Origin of the sequence: Pseudomonas ogarae, assembly GCF_014268695.2 — a bacterium.
Classification (GTDB): Bacteria; Pseudomonadota; Gammaproteobacteria; order Pseudomonadales; family Pseudomonadaceae; genus Aquipseudomonas; species Aquipseudomonas kilonensis.
Map to the genome: position 1 here is coordinate 1,641,195 of NZ_CP077086.1, position 24,782 is coordinate 1,665,976.

Consider the following 24,782-nt stretch of genomic DNA (forward strand, 5'->3'; position numbering starts at 1 on the left):
CCCACAGGGTTATGTGTCAATCGAGCGGCCACAAAAAAGCCCCTGCAGCCGTAAGGCAGCAGGGGCTGGGTGTCATGCGTGGTTCAGATCACTGTTCGGCTGTCTTGCTCTGGCGCTTGTTGATCTCATCGATCAGGCGCTTGGCCAGGGCCGGGTAGTTTTCGTCGAAGTGGTGGCCACCAGGCAGCTTGATGGCTTCGCCTACGGCTGTCTTGTCGGTGCAGCCGCTTTCGTCGGCCTCTTCAGCGCCGTAGATGCACACCACCTTCTCGGCTGGCAGCTTGGCCATCTCCGGGCCGGTGGCGGCTTCGGTGCCGGCGTTGCCGAGCCAGCCTTCGACTTCGATCTCGAAGCTGCCGGTGCGGGCGAAAGCCAGCAGGATGATCGCATCGACCCGCTGTTGTTCGGTGGCCGGCAGGCGATTGTAGATGGCCGGCAACACGTCGGCGCCGAAGGAGTAGCCGGTCAGGATGAAGCGCTTGGTGCCCCAGATCTGACGGTAGTGCTGCATCAGTTCGGTCAGGTCCGCCGCGCTTTGCTCCGGGCTCTTGTGCTGCCAGTAATAGCGCAGGGTGTCGATGCCGACCACTGGGTAGCCGATCTTGGCCATTTCATCGGCCACGTCGCGGTCCAGGTCGCGCCAGCCGCCGTCGCCGGAGAGAAACAGGGTGACGGTGTCCCGCGCCTGGCTGGCTGGGACTTCCACCACCGGGATGCTCAGGCCGCCCTTGGCCTTGTCGGTGCCCACCAGGATTTTGCGCAGCTCGTTGTTCAGCACTTGCGGCAGGTTGATGTCGTAGTCGCTGATGCTGGTTTCGGCATTTTTCTGATCCCTTACGAAACCGGCGCTGGTGTCGTCAGGGTTATCGTTCCAGGCCACCAGCCAATGACCGTGGGCCGCAGTTTTTGGCAGCAAGTGCGTGCAGCCGGGTTTTTCCAGGGCCAGGTCCACTGAAACGGCCTTTGCCTTGTCATCCTTCTGCTCGGCCAGCCAGCGCCAGGCCAGCACGGCGCCCGGGCCGATACCGCTGACCAGCGTGGCCGGGCCTTGCAGTTCTCTCAGGCCTGCTTGCAGGGCGCGACCTTGCAGCATGCAGTCCTTGGGCAGGATCACCTGGACGATCTGCGCCGAGCCACTGCGGCTGATGGTCGTCAACTGCGTGTCGCTGAGCTTCTGGTCCTCATTGACTGCCACCAGCACCTGGGCGCGCGGTTTGGTGCCGGGGATGACCCGGGTCATTGCTGCGCCATCGGCGGGCGCCAGTTGTTCCAGGATCGGTTGTGGGGCCGGGCGGTTCCAGTACCAGTAACCGCCACCGAGAATTACCGCCAGCACCAGCAGGGCGGCCACTACGTATCGCCAGGAGCGTTGCATCATCAGCGTTTCACCAATCCAGTCAGGCCGCCTGCAATCAGGGCGGCGGTATCGGCCAGTGCCACCAGCGGATCGAGTCCGGCGGGCACGGCCATGTAGCGAGGTTCCCAGTCAGGCTGGAATTTGTCTTTGAAGCGGCGCAGCCCCTGGAAGTTATAGAGCTGTTCGCCGCGGCGGAACACCATCGAACCCAGGCGTTGGGTCAGCGGTGCGCCGCGCCGTGGTTGCAAGCCCGACAGCGGGACCATGCCGAGGCTGAAGCGGGCGTAGTCATGGTTTTTATAATGCTGGATGAGGCCGACCATCATGAACTCCATGGTCAGTTTCGGGGCCTCGGGGTGGGCGCGCATCAGGTCGAGGCTGGCCAGTTCGTGGCTGTGGGTTTCCAGCAGGTTGGCGAACGCCACCGGCCGGCCCTCGAAACGAATCACCGCGATGCGAAAATGCTTGAGGTAGTCATTGCTGAAACGGCCCAGGGAGAAACCTTTCTCCCGCACGTTCTTGCCGGTCAGCCAGGCATCGGAAATGACCTTGAGTTCATCCATCGGCGCCTGGCCCGGTTCGTGGATTTCCAGCGACAGGCCGTCACGGGTGCCGCGGTTCCAGGTGTAGCGCAAGTCCTTCATCTCTTTGCCCTTGGCTTCGAGATCGAAACGCTTGAGGTCGACCCGTGCTTCCTCGCCCAGCTTGATGGCTGTCAGGCCGATGTCCATGTAGTACGGCAGGTTCTCGGCACGTACCTGATAGAACACCGGGCGGGCATGATGGATGTCACACAGGTCGCGGAACTGCCATATCATTTCAGCCCGTTGCAGGGTCGGCCCGATCGGGTCGTACAACGCCACCAGGCTGCGGCCACGGCGGGCGTACATCAGGAACGCCTCGTCATTGGGGTGAAACAGCAGCGCCTTGTCACCGGTCAGGGCCAGGCCACCGTCGGGTTGCGACGAGGTCATGAGGATCGCCCGGGCGCGCTCCAGTTCTTCTGGTGACGGCAAATGGATCACCGGCCGCGCGGTGCGCAGTAGCCAGGTCAGGGACACCACCACCAGCAGTACCGCGGCGCCCAGCAGGGAGCGCAGGCCGCGAGGGGCGTCGGCATCGAGGGTGAACTGCCACCACAGTTGATGGCTGTAGGGCACGTCCTGGTAGGCAAACAGCAGCAGCCAGGTCGACGCGCCCAGCACGCAGATACTGGCGATCAGGAACAGCGGGGAAAAGGGCAGTTCAGTCAGGCGGCTCGGACGATAGAAGGAGCGTCGGAATATCGCCAGCAAGGTGGCCGTCAGCGTCAGCAGCGTGGCTTCTTCCCAGTCAAAACCCTTGAGCAGCGAGAGCAGGGCGCCCACCAGCAGCAGAACCGTGGTCAGCATCCAGGCGGCCGACAGGCGACGGCGCAGGCCTTGGGCGAGCAACAGGCACAACACGCCCACCAGGCTGGCGCCAAAGTGCGAAGCGTCGACCAGTCGATGAGGGATCAGGAAGCCGATGTGCTCCAGGCGGGTGTCGATTTCCGGTGTCACCCCGGAAAACAGCAGCACCACGCCGGAGAGGAACACCAGCACCGCCAGGATCGGTGCTGCGAAACCCGATGCCGCCCGCAGGCTCTGGCGCGTCTGGAACAGCCGTTGCGCCTCATTGATCAGCAGCAGCACACAGGCGACCAGCATCGGCAGTAGCACGTAGATCAAGCGATACAGCAGCAGCGCGGCGGCCAGGGGCGCGGCGCCGAGCTTGTCGGCAAACGCGGCCAGCAGGATCGCTTCGAACACCCCGACACCGCCGGGTACATGGCTGAGCACCCCGGCGGCCAGCGCCAGCAGGTACACCAGCAGGAAAGCGCCGAACGGCGGTGCTTCGGGCAGCAAAAGATACAACACGGTGGCGGCGGCGGCGACATCCAGCGCGGTGATCACCAGCTGCAGGAAGGTCAGGCGTCGGCCCGGCAGGCGCAGCGTGCGGCGCCCGGCCTTTACCAGCAGGCTGTCTCGATGAGGCTGCTCCGGCAGGCGCCGGCGGTAGATGCCGATGGCCAACACGCTGGTGAGCAGCAGCACCGCCACGGAAATGGCCCCCAGTAAAGTGGCAGGCAGATGCAGCGCGGCAGACGCGGCGGGCAGGTTGCTGAGCGTTGCCAGGGCCGCCAACGGCGGCAGCGCGCAGCCCAGGGACAGGCTGGCGAACAACGTCATGTGGGCGACATCCGAGGCCCCCAGGCCATGACGCGCATACAGACGGTAGCGAACCGAACCGCCCGACAGCAGTGACAGGCCAATGGCGTTGCCGATGGCGAACGCGGTGAATCCGCCCAGGACCATGGTCTGTGGCGGCAGCGTCACCCCGGCATAACGGCTGGCGGACCATTCGTAGCCCAAAAGAATGATGAAGCCGGCTACCGTGGCGGCGATCGCGCCGAGCAGGGCTGGTCGGGGTACTTCCAGAATCGAGTCGTGCAGAGCGTACAGATCGAGCTCGCTCAGCAGATGGCGGCAGGCAATCAATGCAATCGCAAACAGCAGCAGCGTGACGGCGAGGCCGATGGGCTGGCGGTACTGGCTGATCCGATCCAGCCAGCGCAGTCGCTCAGCCTTGATCGGTTGTGTCGCAGTAACGGAGTCTTGCGGGTCAGACGAGTGGGCGCGCATCAATCACCTCTTGAGCTATGCGCGACAGGATGGGGGTATCCAGTCAAGTTACCAATCCCCGCAGTAAAAAATAATTACAAAATATTTGTAATGAGGCCTTTTTTCACCAGGCACAAAAAAGGCCACTCTTTCGAGTAGCCTTTCTTGATGTTTGGTTGCGGGAGCCGGATTTGAACCGACGACCTTCGGGTTATGAGCCCGACGAGCTACCAGACTGCTCCATCCCGCGTCTGTGTGGCGGCATTCTACAGGCGAACGCCCGAGTGTCAACCGTTAAAAGGCGATGGGCTCAAATAAACCGTCAATCCGCACCTTGTCTTCCTAAATGCTCGGAATTTAAAGGAAATTGTCCTACACCTGGTTGCGCGTAGGGCGTCGCAGGCGACGAGTCCCTGATCAGGTAGTCAGAAAACGAGCACGCACAAAAAAGGCCACTCTTTCGAGTAGCCTTTTTTGATGTTTGGTTGCGGGAGCCGGATTTGAACCGACGACCTTCGGGTTATGAGCCCGACGAGCTACCAGACTGCTCCATCCCGCGTCTGTGTGGCGGCATTCTACAGAGGATCGCGCCGCTGTCAACCCTGGTGTTATAAAAACCTGTTCCGCTTCAAATGCTTAGCCTTGGGAAAAGGCATTGTGACAACGCTGTGACGCAGGCCTGGCAAGGGCTGAGGCTCTATTGACCAGCTCGTTGCGATTGAAGAAGTAAATTTGTGTAGGCCCTTTCGAGTCTCAACGAAGGATCTTTCAAACTACTGGTGCTATATACAGGTGCTGGTGCGATACTGGTGGCCCGATCTGTCGCACACTCCGCTCTGCTATGACGCAACGTAAAATCATCCATGTCGACTGTGACTGTTTCTATGCCGCTATCGAGATGCGCGATGACCCGCGGCTGGCCGGCAAGCCCCTTGCGGTAGGCGGCTCGGCGGATCGGCGGGGCGTGATTGCCACGTGTAACTACGAAGCGCGGGCCTATGGGGTGCGCTCGGCCATGTCCTCCGGCCACGCCTTGAAGCTTTGCCCGGACCTCACCATCGTCAAGCCACGAATGGAGGCCTATCGGGAAGCGTCGAAGGAAATTCATACGATTTTCAGCGATTACACTGACCTGATCGAGCCGCTGTCGCTGGACGAGGCCTACCTGGATGTCTCCGCCAGTGCCCATTTTGGTGGCAGCGCCACGCGCATCGCCCAGGACATTCGCCGGCGTGTTTCCAACCAGCTGCACATCACCGTGTCTGCTGGCGTCGCGCCGAACAAGTTCCTGGCCAAGATCGCCAGTGACTGGAAAAAGCCCAACGGGCTGTTCGTCATCACCCCCGACCAGGTCGAGGACTTTGTCTCGGCCCTGCCGGTCAGCAAGCTCCACGGCGTTGGAAAGGTCACCGCCGATAAGCTGAACCGGCTCGGCATCGTCGACTGCTCGCAGTTGCGTCAATGGGACAAGCTGGCGCTGGTGCGCGAATTTGGCAGTTTCGGTGAGCGGCTTTGGAGCCTGGCCCGGGGGATCGATGAGCGTCTGGTGCACAACGACAGTCGACGGCAGTCCATCAGTGTGGAAAACACCTACGATGTCGACCTGCCCGACCTGGTGAGCTGCCTCGACAAACTGCCGGAGCTGATGGAAACCCTGAAAGGGCGCATGGCGCGGATCGACAGCAGTTATCGACCGGGCAAGCCGTTCGTCAAAGTGAAGTTCCACGACTTCACCCAGACCACGCTGGAGCAGGCCGGGGCAGGGCGGGATTTGGGTAGCTACCAGTTGTTGTTGACCCAGGCGTTCAACCGGGGCGGCAAACCGGTGCGGTTATTGGGGATCGGGGTGCGGCTGGAGGATTTGCGAGGTGGGTTTGAGCAGTTGGAGTTGTTTGAACGGTGAGGCTTACGATGAGTGCCCTGCTTGGCGCGGTCCTTGTGGCAAGGGAATCCTGTGGGAGCAAAGCTTGCTCGCGATGGCATCCTTGAGGCCGTCATCGCGGGCAAGCCTTGCTCCCACAGGTCTTGCCCTCACGCAATCCCCTTGTCACAGGAGGTATTTCAGTTAGCGCCAGGATCCGCCACCAACCGCCCGCCATCCTTGGTCAGTGCCTTAATGAATTCGGCCTGCAACTCCGGATCATTACGCGTCAGTTCGATCAGGCTCTGCTCCAGTTCGCTGGCCTCTTCTTCAAGTCCCAGCTCCGACAGGCGCTTGACCCGATGAACCCACTGGCTTACCTCGTCGTCTTCCAGGTCGTCGTAGATCAGCGCGTGGGCTTCCACCAGCTTGCTGCGCAAAGTACTGCTGATGCTCAGGGATGAGTCGGTGTGCACCTCGTCCTGGGCATCCGTCACGCTGATCTGCAATTTGCCGAACTGGCTCAGGTCCTGCTCGGCGAACGGGCTTTCCAGCAGGTTCAAGCGCAGCACGCCGTTACGGTCAGTGCTCAGCTCGAAGGTCTGTCGGGCGGCCTTGACCTCCACGGGGCGTTCGCTCCAGGGCAGGCTCGAGTGTTCCGTGCGCTTGTCGCGCTGGACTTCGTCGATGCCCGCCAGGTTCTGTTGGGCGCGGCCATGGGAGGGGACGTTCATGAATGGGTTGAGCCCGGCGAAACCGTAGCTGATCCAGTCACGGGTCGCGGTGTCCGGCAGGTTGCCGAGGGCGAACACATTGACCACGTTCGCGCCGACACCGGCCACCACGGCCACCGCGCCCAAGGGGATCTCGTAAATCTCCCGCCAGGGTTGGTACGGCGTGTAGCGATCGTAATGGCGAGTGACCTCGAACTCGGTGACTTCGAAGGTCTTCTGCTCATTGATGCGCACGCGACGCTGCGGCAGGTCGAGCACCTTGGGTTCGCCCACATCGATCTGCAGGCTATGGTCGAGCAATTTGCGCTCGACCCGCTCTTCGTGCTCGCTGCGTTGTGACATTTGGTTGGCACAGCCGCTGACCAGCAGGGCGCCGCACAGGGCGGCGCCACCGAGGCCTAAGGTGTTTCGCTTGAACATGACGTCTCTATCTGGTGTCAGCGGCGGATACGGGCCTGGAGGAACGACAGCACGTCGGCGACCGGCAGCGCTTGCGGCTCGGCCTCGGTGCGGCTCTTGTATTCCAGGTTGCCTTCGGCCAGGCCACGGTCACTGACGACGATCCGATGCGGGATGCCGATCAGTTCCATGTCCGCGAACTTGATGCCGGGGCTGGTTTTCTTGTCGCGGTCGTCCAGCAGCACTTCAAAGCCGACGGCCGTCAGTTCGGCATAGAGCTTGTCGGTGGCTTCACGCACCTGGTCGGTTTCATAGCGCAGCGGTACCAGGGCAATCTGGAAAGGCGCCAGCGTGTCGCTCCAGATGATGCCTTTCTCGTCGTTGTTCTGCTCGATGGCGGCAGCCACCACGCGGGAAACGCCGATGCCGTAGCAGCCCATTTCCAGGGTGACCGGCTTGCCGTTCTCGCCCAGCACTTCGCACTTCATCGCCTTGCTGTATTTGTTGCCCAGCTGGAAGATGTGCCCGACTTCGATGCCCCGCTTGATTTCCAGGGTGCCCTTGCCGTCCGGGCTCGGGTCGCCGGCCACGACATTGCGCAGGTCCGCGACGGTTGGAACCGGCAGGTCGCGTTCCCAGTTCACGCCAAAGTAATGCTTGTCGTCGACGTTGGCGCCGATGGCGAAATCGCTCATCAACTCCACCGAGCGATCGATGATGATCGGCAGTGGCAGGTTCAATGGGCCGAGGGAGCCGGCACCGGCGCCAATAGCGTCGCGCAGATCGGCTTCGGTGGCCATGACCAGCGGGCTGGCGACGCCAGGCTGGTTGGCGGCCTTGATTTCATTGAGCTCGTGGTCACCACGGACGATCAGGGCAATCAGCTTGCCTTCCTCTTCGGCCCGCACGATCAGGGTCTTGATGGTGCGCTCGATCGGCAGGTCGTAGCCTTCCACCAACTGGGCAATGGTCTTGGCGTTCGGTGTGTCTACCAGGCGCAACTCTTCGGTCGGCGCAGCGCGGGAGGTTTCCCGTGGCACGGCTTCGGCTTTCTCGATGTTGGCGGCGTAGTCGGAGCCATTGCTGAAGACGATGTCGTCTTCGCCGGACTCGGCCAGCACGTGGAACTCGTGGGAGCCGGCACCGCCGATGGAGCCGTTGTCGGCTTCAACCGGGCGGAATTTCAGGCCCAGGCGGGTGAACACGTTGCAATATGCCTGGTGCATGCGGTCGTAGGTGACTTGTAGCGAGGCCAGGTCGGTATGGAACGAGTAGGCGTCCTTCATGATGAATTCGCGACCGCGCATCAGGCCGAAGCGTGGACGGATTTCGTCACGGAATTTGGTCTGGATCTGGTACAGGTTGATCGGCAGCTGCTTGTAGCTGCTCAACTCGTTGCGCATCAGGTCGGTGATCACTTCTTCGTGGGTCGGGCCTGCACAGAAGTCGCGACCGTGACGGTCTTTGATGCGCAGCAGCTCAGGGCCGTATTCTTCCCAACGTCCTGATTCCTGCCACAGCTCGGCCGGTTGGGTGCCCGGCATCAACACTTCCAGGGAACCGGCGGCGTCCATCTCTTCGCGAACAATGGCTTCCACCTTGCGCATGACCCGCAGGCCCATCGGCAGCCAGGTGTACAGGCCCGAGGCGAGTTTGCGGATCATGCCGGCACGCAGCATCAACTGATGGCTGATCACGACGGCGTCGGAAGGCGTTTCTTTCTGTGTGGCGAGCAAATATTGACTGGTGCGCATGGTTGGCCGTTGTCGGTTGCTGATGACGAGAAGTGACGGAGCATTGTACGGGCGAGATGCCCTGGCGTACAGGCGCGTGGCCGGTCGCCCGCTGCGAACGCCGGTTTCCCCGGCGTTTTCTGAAGTTTCCTACGACTCTTCCGCAGGCCGGGTGGGCGCCGCTTCCTCGGTGGGCGTCGAGTCCTGGCGACGGTTCTCCTGGAACCAGTGCAGGGCGATCAGCAGCAGGGTCGGAACGCCAAGCAATGCGGTGATCAGGAAGAATTTGTGATAGCCGAACTTCTCCACCATCACCCCTGAATAACCACCGATCAAGCGCGGCAGCAGCAGCATGATCGAGCTGAGCAGGGCGTATTGGGTGGCGGAGAATTTCAGGTTGGTCAGGCTCGACAGGTAGGCGACGAACGCTGACGTGGCCAGGCCGGAGCTGAAGTTGTCCAGGGAAATGGTGACAATCAGCATCTGTACGTTGGCGCCCATGTCGGCGAGCATCAGGAAGAGGATGTTGGTGCCGGCCGAGGCCACGCCGCCGATGAACAGGATTGGCAGGATGCCGAAGCGCACGATCAGCAGGCCGCCCATGCCGGCACCGACGAGGGTCATGATCAGCCCGAAAATCTTGCTGACGCTGGCGATCTGGTCCTTGGTGAAGCCCTGGTCGATGTAGAACACGTTGGCCATGACGCCCATGACCGTGTCGGACATCCGATAGGTTGCGATCAGCCCGAGCAGCAGCAAGGCTTGCCAGCGGTAGCGCAGGATGAAGTCGTTGACCGGCGTCAGCACCGGCGCCAGCCCTCGGCGGCCCATGGCCGACAGGCACAGGGCCGTCAGGATGATATAGAGGATGGCCCGTAGGAACGCGCGGTCTTCGAGCAACAGATCAAGCAGGCTGACACCCTCGAACAGCACGCTGGCGAAGTCGGTGTTGTAGAGCTGGGTGAACATCGCCGGGACGGACACCAGCAGCACGATCAGCACGAATACCGACGCCAGTTGATGCACGAACGTGTAGCGTCCGGCCTGCAATTGGGTGCGCAGCGGCACCGGCGGCTCGCGCATGAACAACGAGGTCAGCAACGCCGGGACCATCAATGCGCCGAACAGCAGGTAGGTACCGGCCCAGGCCGAGTGCTTGTAGTTGAAGCCGGTGGAGCCAAACCCTTCGGCGAAGAACAGGGCGCCGGCGGTGGCTAGCAGCGCGGCGATGCGGTAGCCGGACATGTAGCTGGCGGCGAGGGCGGCCTGGCGGGTGTCGTCGGCGATCTCCAGGCGATAGGCGTCGACGGCGATGTCCTGCGTCGCAGAGGCGAAGGCGACGATGACGGCGATGGCGATCAACCATGACAGGTGCTTTTGCGGGTCGCAGAAACCCATGCCGATCAGGCCAAGGATCACCAGGGCCTGGGAGAGCACCAGCCATGAACGGCGACGCCCCAGTTTGCCCAGCAAGGGCAGGCGCCATTGGTCGAGCAGTGGCGACCAGACCCATTTAAAGGCATACGCCAGGCCGATCAGGCTCGCGTAGCCAATGGTTTCGCGGGCGACGCCGGCTTCGCGCAACCAGACCGAAAGCGTGGAAAACACCAGCATGTATGGCAAGCCGGCGGCGAAGCCAAGCAGCAACAGCACGAGCGTCGAGGGACTGGCATAGGCGGCGAGGGCGGCGCGCCAGGTTTTACGGGGCATGGGCTGGAGTCTGCCTCAAAAATTGCGAAAACAAAGCGCGCACTCTAACCGCTGTGCTCTACCGGGCGCCAGCCATGGCGCTGAATATCAACACGATTGTTCAGGACACGGATCCCTTCCAGGCGCAGGCGTGCGCGCTGTTCATCTCCTGAGGCGCTGCCCGCCGGCAGGCTGATCCGACCGCCGGCAGCCAAGACCCGGTGCCAGGGCAGCTTGGTGTCGTTCGGCAACTGGCTGAGGGTTCGCCCCACCCAGCGTGCGGCACGGCCCAGGCCGGCCATTTCGGCGAGTTGGCCATAGGTGACCACCTTGCCTGCCGGCACCTGTGCCAGGGTCAGATAAAGGGTGGTGCGGCGGATTTGGGCGGCGTTCTCGGTGTCCAGGGATGCATCAGTCACGTTCAGGCGTCCGGAAAAAGGGTGTATGGCCGTTTGTAGGTTAAGTCCTGTAAAGCTGGTTGAGAAATGAACTCATTACAAATACTTTGGTCAGTCCTTGCTGAGGTGTCGTCCCGGGGGATAATGCCGCCTTTTCACCGCAAACTTGAGCTCTTTATACGCTTATGTTGTCTAGAACCCTGCTATGCCTGGCTGTGGCCAGCGCCTCCATGCCCTTGCTTGCCGACACTGTCTGGTTGAAGAATGGGGACAAACTCAGTGGCAAGATTACCGTTTTCGATGGCGGCAAGTTGCTGATCCAGACCGATTACGCCGGTGCGATTCCCATCGACTGGAAACAGGTCAAGACCCTGGAGAGTGACCAGCAGCTCCTGGTCAAGCAGGATGCCTATACCGGCGAGAAAGCCAAGGCGCTGCAGGCGGCCGAGGATGGCAAGGTCACTCTGGCCAACGGCGACGGGCCTAAAACCGTCGAACTGGCCAGTATTCAGCAAATCCTCAAGCCCAAACCGGTGGTCGAGGATCTGGTGTGGAAGGGCAATATCGATGCCGCGCTGGATTATCAGCGTGCGGAAAACGATACCGACGACTACGACATTGACTTCAAGACCTCGGCGCGCCACGGCAGATGGCGGCACACCGCCGAAGGCGAATACAACCGTGAATTCCAGGACGATGTGGTTTCCGCCGATAACTGGCGCCTGGAGTATTCCCTCGACCGCTTCCTGACGGATAAATGGTTCTGGCAAGGCCGCCTGAACTACAAGCGTGACAAAGTCGAAGACCTGGCGCGCCAGCGCGTGGTGGGTACCGGTCCGGGCTATCAGTTCTGGGATGACGAGTTGGGGGCTTTCTCGTTGGGCTCTCTGCTCAATCGCACCGACTATGAATACCGCGACGGTGGAACGGACAACTTCTATTCCGTTGCCATGAAGTGGGACTACAACCGCTACCTGATTGGCAAGCGCGTCGAGTTCTTCACCAACGGCGAAGTGGGCAAGCCGCTGTCGGACGTTGCCGATTATGCCTACGACGCGGAGATCGGGCTGCGCTACAAGGTCACCGACTGGGCATCGCTCAACCTCAAGGCGGAGAAGGATGTGATCGAGGGGACCGAAGACAGTGACTTGAGCAAGACGCGCTACACGGCCGGGTTTGGCGTGACTTGGTAACCCCTCCCGGAAAGTAACAAACCCCCTGTGGGAGCGAGCTTGCTCGCGATAGCAGTCTGTCAGACAACGTTGATGTTGCTGATCCACCGCTATCGCGAGCAAGCTCGCTCCCACAGTTTTTTTGTGCTGGCAAAAACAGACAGGCACAAAAAAGCCCCGCTTTTTGAGGGCGGGGCCTTTTACTAAAGCAAGGACAAGTTAGATAACTTGAACTTCTTCAGCTTGCATGCCTTTCTGACCGCGGGTAGCGATGAAAGAAACCTGTTGGCCTTCTTTCAGGCTTTTGAAGCCGTCGGATTGGATAGCTTTGAAGTGAACGAACAGGTCGTCACCGGATTGTGGGGTGATGAAGCCGAAGCCTTTTTCATCGTTGAACCACTTAACGGTACCGGTTTGGCGATTAGACATGGTGTAACTCCTTGAACAAAGATAACTGCGACTCAGGAAGAACCCTGGCCGAGACTGAGTGCAAAGAGCAGGAAAAATTCTTGTAGATGGTTGGATCGAAATTCAACATATCGTGTAGAGATTCTCAGTGACACAAGCAACACAGTGGCGCCACCTTAACCCTTTTTCCAGAATGTGCCAATGGTCTTTGCGAAGGTTTCTCTTATTTGGTGACTGACGGCGCGGGCGATGGCCGGCAGGACCCGGAAATCAAGGTGGATCGGCGAGATTTGCGCGCCGTGCTTGGAACCCGGCCCCGCGCCCCGGTAAGATGCCGGACGTATTTTTTCCACCTCGCTATTTCAGGAAACCGCCATGAGCATCAAATCGGACAAGTGGATTCGCCGCATGGCGCAAGAGCACGGCATGATCGAGCCCTTCGTCGAACGCCAGATGCGTGGCGAAGGCGCCGACCGGCTGATCTCCTTCGGTGTCTCCAGCTACGGCTACGACGTGCGCTGCGCCGACGAATTCAAGGTGTTCACCAATATCAATTCGGCTACCGTCGACCCGAAGAACTTCGACGAGAAGAGCTTCGTCGACGTCAAGAGCGACGTTTGCATCATCCCGCCGAACTCCTTCGCCCTGGCCCGCACCGTCGAGTACTTCCGCATTCCGCGCAACGTACTGACCATCTGCCTGGGCAAGAGCACCTACGCCCGTTGCGGCATCATCGTCAACGTCACGCCGCTGGAACCCGAGTGGGAAGGTCACGTGACCCTGGAATTTTCCAACACCACGACCCTGCCGGCGAAGATCTACGCCAACGAGGGTGTGGCGCAGATGCTGTTCCTTGAATCCGATGAAGAATGCGAAGTGTCCTACAAGGATCGCGGCGGCAAGTACCAGGGCCAGCGCGGTGTGACGCTACCGCGTACCTGATTCTGACGAACTGTTGGAATTCCTGGGCGGGCAGACACTCTATTGCGTGTACTGCCCGTTTTTGCGTCAGCGCAACGGGCTTCGCCCAGGAGTTGCTCTATGAAGATCGATCCGCGAATCAGTGCCGAACTGGCCAAGCTTGAGCCCAATCAGATCGGCGTCATGGCCTGGTCATTGCTGGCCCATCCTGTCGAAGCGGCGGGCGGCATCCCCGGCCAACCCGATCCCGATACCCCCAACGAACAGCCTACCGAACCCGGCGAACCCACCCTGCCGGACGAGCCGCCTCCTGCGCCTGTTGCCTGATGAAACATGGCCCGTGGCCTGTTTTTTTCAGGCCACGGGCCATATTTCGTTATAGGTACTGAATCACTGATTTGTGAAGTTGTTGGATGTCGCCATGCCTGCCGTGTGCGCTCCGGCAGTCCTTCTCCAGTGACCACGGCGGGATGCAAAAGGTTTTATGCAAGATATCGTGGCGAGCGTGCTTTTGTGGCGAGGGAGCTTGCTCCCGCTGGGCTGCGAAGCGGCCCCCTGGATCTGGATGACACGCTGCAAGGGGAGGCTGCGCCTCCAGCGGGAGCAAGCTCCCTCGCCACAAAAGCAGCGCTTGGCGCCGAATGCCAGTCAGTTAAGCAGCAAACCCGTGGGAGCAAAGCTTGCTCGCGATTGCGGTAAGCCAGCCGACTAAGATATTGGCGACTCTGCTGCTATCGCGAGCAAGCTTTGCTCCCACAGGATTTATGCCGTTTGTTCCTAACTGACAGGCATTGGCGCCTGGCGCCTCCTTTTCAGGGGAGTCCGAAATTTATTTCAGGTTGCCACTGAGAAACTGCTTGAGCCGTTCGCTGGTGGGATTGCCCAACACGTCTTCCGGCCTGCCTTCTTCTTCCACCAGGCCCTGGTGCAGGAACAGCACCTGGTTCGAGACTTTGCGGGCGAAGCTCATCTCGTGGGTCACCATGATCATGGTCCGGCCTTCCTCAGCCAGGCCCTGGATCACCTTCAGCACTTCGCCCACCAGCTCCGGGTCCAGGGCCGAGGTGGGTTCGTCGAACAGCATCACCTCGGGCTCCATCGCCAGGGCGCGGGCAATGGCCACCCGCTGTTGCTGACCGCCGGAGAGGAACGCCGGGTACTGCTCGGCGACGCGTGCCGGCAAGCCGACCTTGTCGAGGTAACGCCGGGCGCGGTCATCCGCTTCCTGCTTGCTCACACCCAACACCCGGCGTGGCGCCATGGTGATGTTCTCCAGCACGCTCATGTGGCTCCACAGGTTGAAGTGCTGGAACACCATGGCCAGGCGCGTGCGCAGGCGTTGCAGTTCGTCGGCGTCGGCCACGTGCATGCCGTGGCGGTCCTTGATCATCCGGATCGGCTGGCCGTCCAGGCTCATGGCGCCGTCATTGGGTTGTTCCAGGAAGTTGATGCAGCGCAAAAAGGTACTTTTGCCTGAGCCGCTGGCGCCGATGAGGCTGATGACGTCGCCGGTCTTGGCCTTGAGCGAAACGCCCTTGAGCACTTTATGTTCGCCATAGCTTTTGTGCAGGCCTTCGATGGTCAGTTTGTACATGGAGCATGCATCCTCAAGGCGAAAGTAGGTAGCCGCTGCGGTAGGCTTCGGTGCCGGCGACATGGGCGATCACCATGCCGGCCGTGGCCATGCGGCGCAGCGAACGGGCGTACAGCAGCCCGGCGTTACGGCAATGAACGGGGGTGACGGTGTCGTTGACCGGGTCGATGACTTGCGCGATCAGTTGCCCCGCCTCCAGGTATTCGCCGGGCAGGGCGCTGTAGACCAGCAAACCACCCACGGGCGTCGCCACCGGCTCGACAGCGGCCAGCGGCGTGGCCGGGTAGGGCAGCTTGGGCATTGGCATCGGTTCGCCGTCGATGGCGCCGAAGCGGATCAGGTATTGGATCAAGGCCTGGCAGTCGAGGCTCGCCAGACCGTGGTTGACGTCACCCTGGCCGCGCAGCTCCACGGTGACCGAAAAGCTGCCCAGGGGAATCTCGAAGCGTTCGCCGAAGCGTTCCTTGAGTTGCCACCAGAGCAGGGTGAAGCATTCGTCGAACGACTGGCCGCCCGAATCGGTCGCCAGCAGGCAGGCTTCGGCGCCGATGTAGCGGGCCAGCGGTTCGACCTGTGGCCAGGCTTCGGGTGTGGTGTAGAGGTGGGCCACGGCTTCGAAGTCGCAATGCAGGTCCAGCACCATGTCGGCGTCGCAGGCCAGCCGCTGCAGGGCCAGGCGCAGGGATTGCAATTGCGTGCCTGGGGTCTGTCGGGCGAGGGCATCGCGCAGGCTGGTACGGATCAGCATCAGGTTGTGCTGCGGATCGTCGGTGAGCAGGTCCTGGATTTCGTTGCCGATTTCTTCGCTCAGGTCGACGAAACGGCGGTTGAAATTCTGCCCACTCTCGGTTTCGTAGCGGCCCAGGGGCACGTCCATCAGCACTTGTTCGAGGCCGATGGGGTTGGCGACGGGCACCAGCACGATCTCGTGCCGCAGGTGGCCCGACGCTTCGAGTTCGGCCAGGCGTTGCTTGAGGTGCCAGGCGACCAGCATGCCCGGCAGTTCATCGGCGTGCAGGGACGCCTGGATATAAATTTTGCCGACGGCTTTTTCCGGGCCGAAGTGGAAGCTGTGGATCTTGCGTGCGGTCCCCGGTACCGGGGCCAGCAGGTCATGGATCTGGTGGCGCATGTGCGTGTGTGTCCTGGAACAAAAGCCCTAGTGGGTCGGCCCGAGAAAGGCCAGCCAGCGGCGTTCGGCGAGGCGGAAGAGGCCTACCAGTGCAAAGGTGACGGTCAGGTAGATCAACGCGGCGATCCCGAACGACTGGAACGTCAGGAACGTCGCCGAGTTGGCGTCCCGGGCGACTTTCAGCACGTCTGGAACGGTAGCGGTGAATGCCACGGTCGTCGAGTGCAGCATCAAGATGACTTCGTTGCTGTAATACGGCAGCGAGCGGCGCAGCGCCGACGGCATGATCACGTAGGTGTACAGCTTCCAACCGGTCAGGCCGTAGGCCTTGGCTGCTTCCACTTCGCCATGGTTCATGCTGCGAATCGCCCCGGCGAAAATCTCCGTGGTGTAGGCGCAGGTGTTCAAGGCGAAGGCCAGGATCGTGCAGTTCATCGCATCGCGAAAGAAGCTGTCGAGCATGGGTTGGGCGCGCACCGCCTCGATGCTGTAGATGCCGGTGTAGCAGATCAGTAACTGGATATAGAGCGGCGTGCCCCGGAACAGGTAGGTGTAGAACTGCACCGGCCAGCGGACGTAGAACTTGGGCGAAACCCGGGCGATGGACAGCGGGATCGACACCACGAAACCGATCAGCAGCGAGGCGCTGAGCAGCCACAGGGTCATCGCCAGGCCCGTGACGTTGACGCCATCGCTGTAAAGGAACGGCCGCCAGTATTCTTGCAGAAGTTCGATCATCGCACCGCCTCCCGGGCGCCGGCGGCGTAACGGCGTTCAAGCCAGCGCAGGATGACGTTGGACGCGCTGGTGATCAGCAAATAGATCAATGCCGCCAGTACCAGGAAGTAAAACAATTGGTAGGTGCTCTTGCCCGCATCCTGGGCCGCCTTGACCAGGTCGGCCAGGCCGATGATCGACACCAGCGCGGTGGCCTTGAGCATTACCATCCAGTTGTTGCCGATACCCGGCAGGGCGAAGCGCATCATTTGTGGAAACACCACGAAGCGAAAGCGCTGGCCACGCTTGAGGCCGTAGGCCGTGGCGGCTTCGACCTGGCCCCGGGGGACCGAGAGGATCGCGCCGCGAAAGGTTTCGGTGAAGTACGCGCCATAGATGAAGCCCAGGGTGATCACCCCGGCGCCGAATGGGTTGATCTCGATGTATTCCCATTCCATGAAGTCGGTAAACGAGGTCAGCCAGGTTTGCAGGCTGTAGAAGATCAGCAGCATCAGCACCAGGTCCGGCACGCCACGGATCAGCGTGGTGTAGAGCTGGGCAGGGATTCGCAGCAGTTTGACGCTGGACAGCTTGGCGCTGGCGCCCAACAGGCCGAGCAAGACGCTCAACAACAGGGACAGGGCCGACAGCTTGATGGTCATCCAGGTGCCTTGCATCAGCAGCGGGCCAAAGCCCTGCAGGCTGAAGGCAGAGAGCCCCAGATTTTGTAGGAGTTGTTCGAACATGGAAGAAAGCCTTTGGCAGGAGAAAAGCGCCCATCCGAGACCGGATGGGCGCAGCGCATTATTTGCCGCTGTACAGATTCAGATCGCCAAAGTGTTTTTTCTGGATCTCGGCGTACTTGCCGTCGTCGTGTAACGCTTTGATACCTTTATCTAAAAGGGCCTTCAGCTCTTTGTTACCCTTTTGGATGCCGATGGCGGTCTTGGATGGCAGCAGTTCGCTGTCCACCGGCTTGCTGACTTCATAGCCTTCGCCTTTTGGCGATTTCAGGAAGCCCAGCTCAGCCTGGAGCATGTCCTGGATCGCGGCATCAAGGCGACCCGAGGTCAGGTCGGAGTAGACCTGGTCCTGGTTCTGATAGGCCTGGGTCTTGACGCCAGCCTTGTCCAGCACGGCCTTGGCGTAGGCTTCCTGGATGGTGCCTTGCTCGTAGCCGACGGTCTTGCCTTTGAGCGAGGCAACGTCTTCGCTCAGGCCCGAGCCCTTCTTGAATACATAGGCGGTTGGGCCGGAGAACAGTTCGCTGGAGAAGTCGATGACTTTTTCACGGGCCGGGGTAACGGTCATGGAGGAGATCACGCCGTCGAATTTATTGGCCTTGAGGCCCGGGATCATGCCGTCGAAATCGCTTTCGACCCATTTGCATTTGACCTTCAGCTCTTCGCAGATCGCATTGCCCAGATCGATGTCGAAACCGACCAGGCTGCCGTCGGCGGCCTTGGACTCAAACGGGGCGTAGGAAGGGTCGACACCAAAACGCAGTTCCTTGTATTCCTTGGCCGTGGCGACGCCAGCAGCCATGCACAACGCCAGTGCAGAAAGGGTCAGCAGTGCTTTTTTCATTATTCAATCCCTAAAACCAATATGAGCGCTTGTGGCGCGTAAGTATTGTTACCGGTGAAGGCGAGAACGGTATGACGGCATAAAGGTAGCAATTTCCGAACCAGAGTGCCGAACAAGTGTTTTAAAAGCTTCGGCGGCAGGCAGCGGAATGCGATGGTGCGCGGGGATGAGCGTACATCAAAAAATGCACCAGGATGGCGCGCGCTCTACTGGGTAAAACACATGTGGCGAGGGAGCTTGCTCCCGCTGGGCTGCGAAGCGGCCCCTTTATTTGCGGGCGCTGGCGCGCCCGAGCGGGAGCAAGCTCCCTCGCCACAGGAAAGCAGAACAGCCTGCAGTTATTTGCCAGGCACCAACGTCAACCGCGTCTTGCCATAGGCCCGATCGAAATTCTGCGATTGCAACGGCAGGCTCTGGTACTGCCCCTTGATCCACGGATCGATGCCATTGGCATAGTTCGGGCTGACCGGGTTGCCGGATTGGCCGGCACCGTCCTGGATCATCAACGGTTCAGGCTGGCCGAAGTCGACGATAAAGCGCATGGCTGGCGCCAGGGTGGTGTTGAAATCCTGCCCCCCAGCGAACGCTGCGGTGTTGAGCGTGCTGGCGTCGCCACCGGCCGGCAGCGGGCCGCGTACGATCTGGCCGGAGCTGTTCTTCCATGCGTAGCGATGCAACTTGCCCCACTGCCAAGCCTTGTGGTCACCGCCCAACTGGCTTTCACCGGCGCCGATGGTGGCGGCCAGGCTGCGGGCGAGAATGACGGCCTTGTCTTCTTTCTGGGGTGTGCGCACATCGTCCCAGAACGGGCTGTCTTCACGCCCCAGCAGATGATCGGCCTGGGCCGAGTAGGACAATTGGCCGTTGGCAACCAGCGCCTGCCACGCCGGGCTGCTGTCCGGGCCCAGCTCGTCGAGGAAAATCTGCTTCATGCTTTCCTGCAGGAACAGCTCATAGATCGCCGCGTCGGTGGAGGTCGGGCTGAGCCGGCCATCGAATGCCATCAAGCGGGTATAGGCCTCGTGGGCCTTGGCCCGGTCAGCCATCGGCAGGGCTTCGATCGCCTGTTTGAGCGGCTGGGCCATGCCCGGTGCCTCGAAAACTTTCTTGAGCTTGGCCGCGAAGGTCGTGCCCTGGTCGTATTGCATGGCGGTCAGGCTGCGGGTGTCGTGCTTGCCCGCGCCGGCCAGTTCGGCCATGCGTTCGCCGCGCTCCGGTGCGGCCCAGGAGTTGGACAGCTGCATGCCATAGCCGTGGGGAATGACCCGCTGGTTGGCGGTGCCGAGCCAGCCCTGGGCCGGGTCCTGATCGTAGGGGTGCAGCATGGGGTCGGCGTAACCGTCCCAATCGTAGCGACCGTCCCAGCCCGGCGACGGCAACAGGCCTTCGCCTTCACGGCGGTTTGGATAGCGACCGGTGACTTGCCAACCGATATGGCTGGCGTCGGCAAATACCAGGTTCACGGCCATGGCGCGGATTTCCCGGCTGGCGTCGGAGGCTTTCTCGACGTTCTGTGCCCGGGACAGGTCGAAGAACGCATCCAGGGTCTTGTCGTCGCTCAAGTTCGGCGTCTGCAAGGCCAGGCCAAAGCCGTTGGCCATCGCCGGGCCCTGGGCGCTGTTGAGCAGCGGGCCGTGGCGGGTCTCGAACACCGCTTCACGAATCGGCCGCTGGCCTTTGATGAAGTAGGTTTCGTTGCGCACGATCGCCGGCTGCCATTTGCCGTTGACCTCATAGGACAGGCTGTTGCCCTGGCGGCGGATTTTTTCCAGGAACAGGTCCTGGTTGTCCCCCAGCACGCTGGTCATGCTCCAGGCCACTTTGCCGTTGAACCCGGCCAGGATCATCGGGATGCCCGCCACGGAAACCCCGGCCGCCTGGTACTTGGGCGCGCGGATCTGTACGGGGCTCCACAGCCCCGGCATGCCCAGCGGCCCATGGCTGTCGCTGGCCAGCAGGCTTTTGCCACTGCGGCTGCGTTGCGGCGCGATGGCCCAGTTACTCGAAGACGCAGCGCTCAAGAGGTTCAGCCCGGCCAACTGACTGGTGGCCTTGCTGATCTCGTTCAGGCCCGGAATCTGGCCGTTGAGCCGCAAGCCCTGGAGTTTGTCGGCCTCGGCCACGGGCAGTGGTTCGTCCGGATAGGACGGGTTCAGCCAGGCGAGCTTGTCGTTGGTGACGGTCTGGGCCAGCACCAGGCTGGCGATTTCTTCCGGCAGGTTGGCCGACTGGCTGAAATTCAGCAGGCAGAACATCAGCGCCGAGTCTTCCGGTTTCCAGTATTCGGGTTTGTAACCGGTGGCGGCCAGGTCCGACGGCAACTTGTCGCGATAGCGGAACAGGTAGGCGTTGACGCCGCGGGCATAGACTTCGAAGAAACGCTTGAGCCGTGGCGAAGACGCCTTGTACAGCTCGTCGGCGTTTTTCTTCAGGTTGACGGCGCGCATGTAGCGGTCGACGTCCAGCCGTTCGGCGCCGGACATCTCTGCCAGCCGCCCCTGGGCCAGCAGGCGCAGGGTGACCATCTGGGTGATGCGATCGCTGGCGTGGACGTAGCCGAGGGTGAACAGGGCGTCATGGAAGCTGTTGCTTTCGATCAGCGGCATGCCCGTGGCATTGCGCCGGACCGAGACGTTCTGCGCCAGCCCCTTGAGCGGTTGCACACCGGAAGTCGGTGGGACAGTGTCCTGGGCATTCCAGGTCTGGCATCCGCTCAAACCGAGCACACTGGCCACTGCGGCGGCAACGCCGAGCCGGGGGATAAGGGAAATAGAGGCTGGCGAGGCCATGGCAAAGCTCCTGCGGGAGGGGGGTGGCACCAATAAAGGCGCTACGTTAGTGAGCAGGCGGGGGCCGCGCAAGCGGGGGCGAGGGTTATTTGTTGATTTGGCGATGAAACCCCGGTTTACGGGGGTAGCCTGCCCAAAGACTTGCCTGAAAGAAGCCCTGATGCTCAAAGTGGAGGGGGACCCAATGACTGAACAAGAGAAAACTGGCATGGAGCTACATCACAACGCAGCGCTGATCCTCATCGATCAACAAAAAGGCATCCTTCATCCCAGGCTCGGCCCTCGCAACAATCCCGAGGCAGAGCTGCGCATGCTGGAGCTACTGGCTTTATGGCGACACACGGCGCGACCGGTGATTCACGTCCACCATTTGTCCCGCTCGCCGGACTCGGTGTTCTGGCCGGGGCAGTCGGGCGTGGAGGTCCAGCCACGGTTCGAGCCGCTGGCGGGGGAATGGCTGGTGCAAAAACAGGTGCCGGATGCGTTCAGTGGCACGCGCCTGGAGGAAGACCTGCGCAGGGCGGGCGTCGGGCAACTGGTGATCGTCGGCGTGGCGACGCACAACTCGGTGGAGTCCACGGCGCGTACGGCCGGCAACCTGGGATTCGACACGTGGGTGGTCGAGGATGCCTGCTTTACCTTCGACAAGAGCGATTACTTCGGTAACGCCCGTTCGGCTGCCGAGGTGCATGCCATGTCCCTGGGCAACTTGCATGGCGAGTATGCGACGGTGGTCGATGTGAAGCGGATTCTGCAGGCGGGCTGATACATAAGCAGTGAATGTACCGGCCTCATCGCGAGCGAGCTCGCTCCCACATTGATTCTTCGGCGATCATTAAATATCGCCTCACCGCAAATCCCCTGTGGGAGCGAGCTTGCTCGCGATGACGGTCTAACCGGCGAAAAACTTTTTCGCCCGGCCCCTCAAGCCCCGTGGCACTTCTTGAATTTCTTGCCATTGCCGCATGGGCAAGGATCGTTGCGGCCGACATCCTTCAGGGCGTTGCGCACCGGTTCCTGGTGGGCGTGGCCGCAGTTCGGACCGTGGACATGGCCGTGGTCATGATCGTGATGATGGTCGTGATCGTGGTTGCAATCAGGGCCATGGACGTGGGGTTGTTGGGTCATCGAGGTTACTCCGCAATAAAATCGGCGGCGATTATCACGCCATTGCGTTCCAGGTGCACGTAGTCGGCGATGAATAATCCGGTTTCCAGCTCACCTTCCAGACGATAGGGGATCTGTTCACGGGGTTTTTCCAGCAACTTCACCACGTCCCGCACCTGCGGCCACAGGTTGGTGCGGATCGGCACTTTGAAATAGGCGCTGTGCCGGGGGCGCACGGTGAACCAGTGTTCATGCTCACCTTCTGTCAGCAACAGGTCGCCCAGGTGGATGCGGTAGGTCAGGCCGCGAACGGTCAGGTCGCTGTCGCCGGGGTTGTCGACGCGAAAGTGCAGCATGAACTTCTGCTCCAGCAGTCTGGCCCGCACCACCTCGACCTTGACCAGATGCACCTTTGGTTCAGGGGCTTCTTCACCTTGCCAGGACGCACAGCCGCCGAGCCCGACGAGCAGCAGCAGGCAGGTGATGCGTAGCAAGAATGATGGAGGGGTCATGTCCGTGCCTCTGGTTTACCCCCAGTCTAGCCCTCTGGGCCGATGGATGAGCGTCGGACATTGGCGAAATCAACGATTGAAGTAGCCGGCGCAGCACTTCTTGAATTTGTGCCCGCTTCCGCACGGACAGCCGTCATTGCGGCCTGTCTTGACCGGCACGGTCGGGTCGATGAAGTACCAGCGCCCGGTGTTCTGCACGAACGAGGACTGTTCACGGTGACTATGCTCGCCCTGGCCGTCGTGCCAGCGTGCCGTGAACGTGACAAAGGCGTGTTCCGGTTGACCGCCGAACACTTCGCTGCTTTCCACGTCCAGCCCCAACCAGGTGCTGTTGGCGCTCCACTCGCTGATAGACTGGCGATCAAGGCCTTGCTGCTGGGCGGGCAGGGTGGTGGCGACCAGATAATCCACCAGGCCCAGCACATAGGCGCTATAGCGCGAGCGCATCAAGGCTTCGGCGCAGGGCGCCGGGTGACCGTCGTGGTAGTGGCCGCAGCAGGCGTCCAGTGAGTTGCCACTGCCGCAGGGGCAAATGGGTGTGTGCGGGCTTGTGTTCACGGTTACCACCAATATTTTCCAAAGTTTTCCGGGTTGGCCCAAAAGCGCGAGTTGAGCCAGTCGGGGACTTGTTTGTATTCAAGCAGATCGTAGGTGAACAGGGTCAACACCTGATCTTCACGCTGGAATCGTTCGCTGGCTTGCAGGGCCAGGGAAAAAAAGTCCGTCTCTTGCCAGCCACAGGCGTTGAGGTCTGCCAGCACGGCGATGCGGCTGGCGTTGAGATTGCGAATACCACCCAACAGGTTCAGACCCTCGCGTTTGGGCAAATGCTCCAGGCAATCGAGCGCCAGGGCCAGGTCAAAACGCCGCGCCGCCACGTCCGCCGGCAGCGCGCCGGGGCCGGCGTGGATCACTTCGGTGTCGGGGTGGGCCTGCTGGAATGCTTCGAGTGCGGGAAAGTCGCTGGCACCGATCAGCAGCAGTGTTTGTGGGGCATAACGGTCAAGCACGGCCGCCAGGGCTTGCTGGGGCGTACGCGAAGAAATGGCAACGGTCATCGAAGTTCCTCAGTCAGAACCACCACGATAGCCTGCCCGGACATCGTGGCCTAGAGCGGTTTGTCCCAGAATGTGCGCAAACGTCGCAAACACGGGGCGAAAACCCGCGATTGCTCAGGCTGGCGCAGATTCGAAGACGGGTCTTTACTCCCCTGAATCGGCGCAAAGCCGATCCCTCAAGGAGAAACCCGATGAGCATAGTTCGGACAGCGTTACCCCTGGTTCTGCTAACCAGTGTGTTGACTGGTTGTGCAGGTTTGCAGAAAACCGACTGGCCGACCTGTGCGGCAGTCGGCGGTGCGATCGGTGCGGGATTAGGCGCCATAGAAAGTACTTCTTGGGCTGGCGGCGGCGCGCTGTACGTTGGCGGCATGGCGGCAGCTTATTGCTGGGTGCACGGCGATGGCGACGAAGATGGCGATGGTGTGCCGGACAGTCGCGACAAGTGCCCGGGCACGCCGAAGGGCGTACAGGTCGATGCTGACGGCTGCCCGCCACCTGTTCCAGCGCCAGTGGTTGAAGAGGCCGTGGTGGTCCAGGAAGAAACCATCGTGATCCGCGATGTGCACTTCGAGTTCAACAAAGCCACGCTGACCCCGGCCGACATGGATGTACTGAGCACGGTCGCCACCCGGCTGAAACAGGAAACGTCCACCGCGCAACTACGGGTCACCGGCCATACCGACAGTGTCGGCAGCGATGCCTATAACCAACGGTTGTCGGAGAAACGGGCCAACTCGGTGGTGCAATACCTGGTCGAAAACGGCGTACCGCGTGCCAGTTTTGTCTCGGTGTCCGGCGCCGGAGAGAGCCAGCCGGTGGCCGATAACAAGACCGCCGACGGCCGCGCGATGAACCGTCGCACGGAAATCAAGATAAACCGCTGAAACCCTTGCCATCCGCGGCTTGTAGAGTTGCGGATGCGGGTCTTTACTCCTGTGTGACCGGTATGGGCCGGTGACACAGGAGCCT

General features: G+C 61.3%; 23 protein-coding genes and 2 tRNA genes. 6 read left to right on the forward strand and 19 right to left on the reverse strand.

The window, feature by feature from the left end; translation table 11 throughout:
• Positions 1–88: 88 nt before the first annotated feature.
• From HU749_RS07255 to HU749_RS07270, 4 genes are all read right to left on the reverse strand, one after another.
• Positions 89–1,378, reverse strand: coding sequence for a virulence factor family protein (locus HU749_RS07255; RefSeq protein ID WP_186651660.1), 1,290 nt, complete (start codon positions 1,376–1,378; stop codon positions 89–91).
• Positions 1,378–4,020 (reverse strand): bifunctional lysylphosphatidylglycerol flippase/synthetase MprF, encoded by a 2,643-nt coding sequence (mprF, locus tag HU749_RS07260; protein WP_046064973.1) that lies wholly within the window; start codon positions 4,018–4,020, stop codon positions 1,378–1,380. The genes HU749_RS07255 and mprF overlap by 1 nt, the downstream gene beginning before the upstream one ends.
• 152 nt (positions 4,021–4,172) lie before the next feature.
• Positions 4,173–4,249 (reverse strand) — tRNA-Met (locus HU749_RS07265).
• A 232-nt stretch (positions 4,250–4,481) separates the two neighbouring features.
• Positions 4,482–4,558: transfer RNA gene (locus HU749_RS07270), tRNA-Met, on the reverse strand.
• 282 nt (positions 4,559–4,840) lie between these two features.
• Here HU749_RS07270 and dinB point away from each other — a divergent pair.
• Positions 4,841–5,902: a DNA polymerase IV gene (gene dinB / locus HU749_RS07275; RefSeq protein ID WP_018607870.1), complete on the forward strand. Its 1,062-nt coding sequence runs from the start codon at positions 4,841–4,843 to the stop codon at positions 5,900–5,902.
• 158 nt (positions 5,903–6,060) lie between these two features.
• Here the strand turns inward: dinB and HU749_RS07280 are convergent, their stop codons facing one another.
• The 4 genes from HU749_RS07280 to HU749_RS07295 all read right to left on the reverse strand — a co-directional run bounded on the left by HU749_RS07280 (position 6,061) and on the right by HU749_RS07295 (position 10,834).
• Positions 6,061–7,014, reverse strand: a complete 954-nt coding sequence (locus HU749_RS07280; protein WP_079303641.1) for a hypothetical protein — start codon at positions 7,012–7,014, stop codon at positions 6,061–6,063.
• A gap of 17 nt (positions 7,015–7,031) precedes the next feature.
• On the reverse strand, positions 7,032–8,747 hold the full coding sequence (locus tag HU749_RS07285) for a proline--tRNA ligase (protein WP_186651658.1): 1,716 nt from the start codon (positions 8,745–8,747) through the stop codon (positions 7,032–7,034).
• 129 nt (positions 8,748–8,876) lie between these two features.
• Positions 8,877–10,436, reverse strand: a complete 1,560-nt coding sequence (locus HU749_RS07290; protein ID WP_079303643.1) for an AmpG family muropeptide MFS transporter — start codon at positions 10,434–10,436, stop codon at positions 8,877–8,879.
• Positions 10,437–10,480: 44 nt separating this feature from the next.
• Positions 10,481–10,834 (reverse strand): MGMT family protein, encoded by a 354-nt coding sequence (locus HU749_RS07295; RefSeq protein ID WP_186651656.1) that lies wholly within the window; start codon positions 10,832–10,834, stop codon positions 10,481–10,483.
• A 164-nt stretch (positions 10,835–10,998) separates the two neighbouring features.
• On the opposite strand from HU749_RS07295, the gene HU749_RS07300 reads away from it, so the two are divergent.
• Positions 10,999–12,006 (forward strand): DUF481 domain-containing protein, encoded by a 1,008-nt coding sequence (locus tag HU749_RS07300; protein WP_079303645.1) that lies wholly within the window; start codon positions 10,999–11,001, stop codon positions 12,004–12,006.
• A 198-nt stretch (positions 12,007–12,204) separates the two neighbouring features.
• On the opposite strand, the gene HU749_RS07305 is transcribed toward HU749_RS07300, so the two are convergent.
• Complete coding sequence (locus HU749_RS07305) at positions 12,205–12,414, reverse strand: cold-shock protein (RefSeq protein WP_002554837.1); 210 nt, start codon at positions 12,412–12,414, stop codon at positions 12,205–12,207.
• 354 nt (positions 12,415–12,768) lie between these two features.
• Between HU749_RS07305 and dcd the strand changes: the two genes are divergently transcribed.
• Together dcd and HU749_RS07315 are read left to right on the forward strand one after the other, a co-directional pair.
• Positions 12,769–13,335 (forward strand): dCTP deaminase, encoded by a 567-nt coding sequence (dcd, locus tag HU749_RS07310; protein ID WP_003184751.1) that lies wholly within the window; start codon positions 12,769–12,771, stop codon positions 13,333–13,335.
• Between the two features lie 99 nt (positions 13,336–13,434).
• Positions 13,435–13,641, forward strand: coding sequence for a hypothetical protein (locus HU749_RS07315; protein ID WP_014336858.1), 207 nt, complete (start codon positions 13,435–13,437; stop codon positions 13,639–13,641).
• Between the two features lie 502 nt (positions 13,642–14,143).
• Here HU749_RS07315 and HU749_RS07320 read toward each other — a convergent pair.
• From HU749_RS07320 to HU749_RS07345, 6 genes are all read right to left on the reverse strand, one after another.
• The gene (locus HU749_RS07320) at positions 14,144–14,908 is read right to left on the reverse strand and encodes an ABC transporter ATP-binding protein (protein ID WP_046064968.1); all 765 of its coding nucleotides are present in this window, start codon (positions 14,906–14,908) and stop codon (positions 14,144–14,146) included.
• A gap of 13 nt (positions 14,909–14,921) precedes the next feature.
• The gene (locus tag HU749_RS07325) at positions 14,922–16,040 is read right to left on the reverse strand and encodes a succinylglutamate desuccinylase/aspartoacylase family protein (RefSeq protein WP_095962784.1); all 1,119 of its coding nucleotides are present in this window, start codon (positions 16,038–16,040) and stop codon (positions 14,922–14,924) included.
• A 27-nt stretch (positions 16,041–16,067) separates the two neighbouring features.
• Positions 16,068–16,778, reverse strand: a complete 711-nt coding sequence (locus tag HU749_RS07330; RefSeq protein ID WP_046064966.1) for an ABC transporter permease — start codon at positions 16,776–16,778, stop codon at positions 16,068–16,070.
• Entirely contained in the window at positions 16,775–17,503 is a 729-nt protein-coding gene (locus HU749_RS07335; protein ID WP_014336862.1) for an ABC transporter permease, read from the reverse strand. Before HU749_RS07335 ends, HU749_RS07330 begins: the two co-directional genes overlap by 4 nt.
• A gap of 58 nt (positions 17,504–17,561) precedes the next feature.
• Entirely contained in the window at positions 17,562–18,344 is a 783-nt protein-coding gene (locus HU749_RS07340; protein WP_079303651.1) for a transporter substrate-binding domain-containing protein, read from the reverse strand.
• 338 nt (positions 18,345–18,682) lie between these two features.
• The gene (locus HU749_RS07345) at positions 18,683–21,133 is read right to left on the reverse strand and encodes a penicillin acylase family protein (protein ID WP_186651654.1); all 2,451 of its coding nucleotides are present in this window, start codon (positions 21,131–21,133) and stop codon (positions 18,683–18,685) included.
• Between the two features lie 208 nt (positions 21,134–21,341).
• Here HU749_RS07345 and HU749_RS07350 point away from each other — a divergent pair, with 208 nt between their 5' ends.
• Complete coding sequence (locus HU749_RS07350; protein WP_046065452.1) at positions 21,342–21,899, forward strand: cysteine hydrolase family protein; 558 nt, start codon at positions 21,342–21,344, stop codon at positions 21,897–21,899.
• Between the two features lie 158 nt (positions 21,900–22,057).
• Here the strand turns inward: HU749_RS07350 and HU749_RS07355 are convergent, their stop codons facing one another.
• From HU749_RS07355 to HU749_RS07370, 4 genes are all read right to left on the reverse strand, one after another.
• Complete coding sequence (locus tag HU749_RS07355) at positions 22,058–22,261, reverse strand: SEC-C metal-binding domain-containing protein (protein WP_003198420.1); 204 nt, start codon at positions 22,259–22,261, stop codon at positions 22,058–22,060.
• 5 nt (positions 22,262–22,266) lie between these two features.
• A complete protein-coding gene (locus HU749_RS07360) occupies positions 22,267–22,752 on the reverse strand; it encodes an LEA/WHy family protein (RefSeq protein WP_186651652.1) in 486 nt (161 codons plus the stop codon).
• Between the two features lie 69 nt (positions 22,753–22,821).
• Complete coding sequence (locus HU749_RS07365) at positions 22,822–23,310, reverse strand: YchJ family protein (RefSeq protein WP_024619899.1); 489 nt, start codon at positions 23,308–23,310, stop codon at positions 22,822–22,824.
• A gap of 2 nt (positions 23,311–23,312) precedes the next feature.
• The gene (locus HU749_RS07370; RefSeq protein ID WP_014336870.1) at positions 23,313–23,810 is read right to left on the reverse strand and encodes a DUF6231 family protein; all 498 of its coding nucleotides are present in this window, start codon (positions 23,808–23,810) and stop codon (positions 23,313–23,315) included.
• A gap of 191 nt (positions 23,811–24,001) precedes the next feature.
• On the opposite strand from HU749_RS07370, the gene HU749_RS07375 reads away from it, so the two are divergent.
• On the forward strand, positions 24,002–24,697 hold the full coding sequence (locus HU749_RS07375; protein WP_079303656.1) for a PA1041 family peptidoglycan-binding anchor lipoprotein: 696 nt from the start codon (positions 24,002–24,004) through the stop codon (positions 24,695–24,697).
• Positions 24,698–24,782 lie beyond the last annotated feature (85 nt).

What these genes read in the sequence shown, in the direction of transcription:
- HU749_RS07255 (WP_186651660.1), bottom strand. Translation starts at nt 1,378, where the DNA reads ATGATGCAACGCTCCTGGCGATACGTAGTGGCCGCCCTGCTGGTGCTG.
- mprF (WP_046064973.1), bottom strand. Translation starts at nt 4,020, where the DNA reads ATGCGCGCCCACTCGTCTGACCCGCAAGACTCCGTTACTGCGACACAA.
- dinB (WP_018607870.1), top strand. Translation starts at nt 4,841, where the DNA reads ATGACGCAACGTAAAATCATCCATGTCGACTGTGACTGTTTCTATGCC.
- HU749_RS07280 (WP_079303641.1), bottom strand. Translation starts at nt 7,014, where the DNA reads ATGTTCAAGCGAAACACCTTAGGCCTCGGTGGCGCCGCCCTGTGCGGC.
- HU749_RS07285 (WP_186651658.1), bottom strand. Translation starts at nt 8,747, where the DNA reads ATGCGCACCAGTCAATATTTGCTCGCCACACAGAAAGAAACGCCTTCC.
- HU749_RS07290 (WP_079303643.1), bottom strand. Translation starts at nt 10,436, where the DNA reads ATGCCCCGTAAAACCTGGCGCGCCGCCCTCGCCGCCTATGCCAGTCCC.
- HU749_RS07300 (WP_079303645.1), top strand. Translation starts at nt 10,999, where the DNA reads ATGTTGTCTAGAACCCTGCTATGCCTGGCTGTGGCCAGCGCCTCCATG.
- HU749_RS07305 (WP_002554837.1), bottom strand. Translation starts at nt 12,414, where the DNA reads ATGTCTAATCGCCAAACCGGTACCGTTAAGTGGTTCAACGATGAAAAA.
- dcd (WP_003184751.1), top strand. Translation starts at nt 12,769, where the DNA reads ATGAGCATCAAATCGGACAAGTGGATTCGCCGCATGGCGCAAGAGCAC.
- HU749_RS07315 (WP_014336858.1), top strand. Translation starts at nt 13,435, where the DNA reads ATGAAGATCGATCCGCGAATCAGTGCCGAACTGGCCAAGCTTGAGCCC.
- HU749_RS07320 (WP_046064968.1), bottom strand. Translation starts at nt 14,908, where the DNA reads ATGTACAAACTGACCATCGAAGGCCTGCACAAAAGCTATGGCGAACAT.
- HU749_RS07325 (WP_095962784.1), bottom strand. Translation starts at nt 16,040, where the DNA reads ATGCGCCACCAGATCCATGACCTGCTGGCCCCGGTACCGGGGACCGCA.
- HU749_RS07330 (WP_046064966.1), bottom strand. Translation starts at nt 16,778, where the DNA reads ATGATCGAACTTCTGCAAGAATACTGGCGGCCGTTCCTTTACAGCGAT.
- HU749_RS07335 (WP_014336862.1), bottom strand. Translation starts at nt 17,503, where the DNA reads ATGTTCGAACAACTCCTACAAAATCTGGGGCTCTCTGCCTTCAGCCTG.
- HU749_RS07340 (WP_079303651.1), bottom strand. Translation starts at nt 18,344, where the DNA reads ATGAAAAAAGCACTGCTGACCCTTTCTGCACTGGCGTTGTGCATGGCT.
- HU749_RS07345 (WP_186651654.1), bottom strand. Translation starts at nt 21,133, where the DNA reads ATGGCCTCGCCAGCCTCTATTTCCCTTATCCCCCGGCTCGGCGTTGCC.
- HU749_RS07350 (WP_046065452.1), top strand. Translation starts at nt 21,342, where the DNA reads ATGGAGCTACATCACAACGCAGCGCTGATCCTCATCGATCAACAAAAA.
- HU749_RS07355 (WP_003198420.1), bottom strand. Translation starts at nt 22,261, where the DNA reads ATGACCCAACAACCCCACGTCCATGGCCCTGATTGCAACCACGATCAC.
- HU749_RS07360 (WP_186651652.1), bottom strand. Translation starts at nt 22,752, where the DNA reads ATGACCCCTCCATCATTCTTGCTACGCATCACCTGCCTGCTGCTGCTC.
- HU749_RS07370 (WP_014336870.1), bottom strand. Translation starts at nt 23,810, where the DNA reads ATGACCGTTGCCATTTCTTCGCGTACGCCCCAGCAAGCCCTGGCGGCC.
- HU749_RS07375 (WP_079303656.1), top strand. Translation starts at nt 24,002, where the DNA reads ATGAGCATAGTTCGGACAGCGTTACCCCTGGTTCTGCTAACCAGTGTG.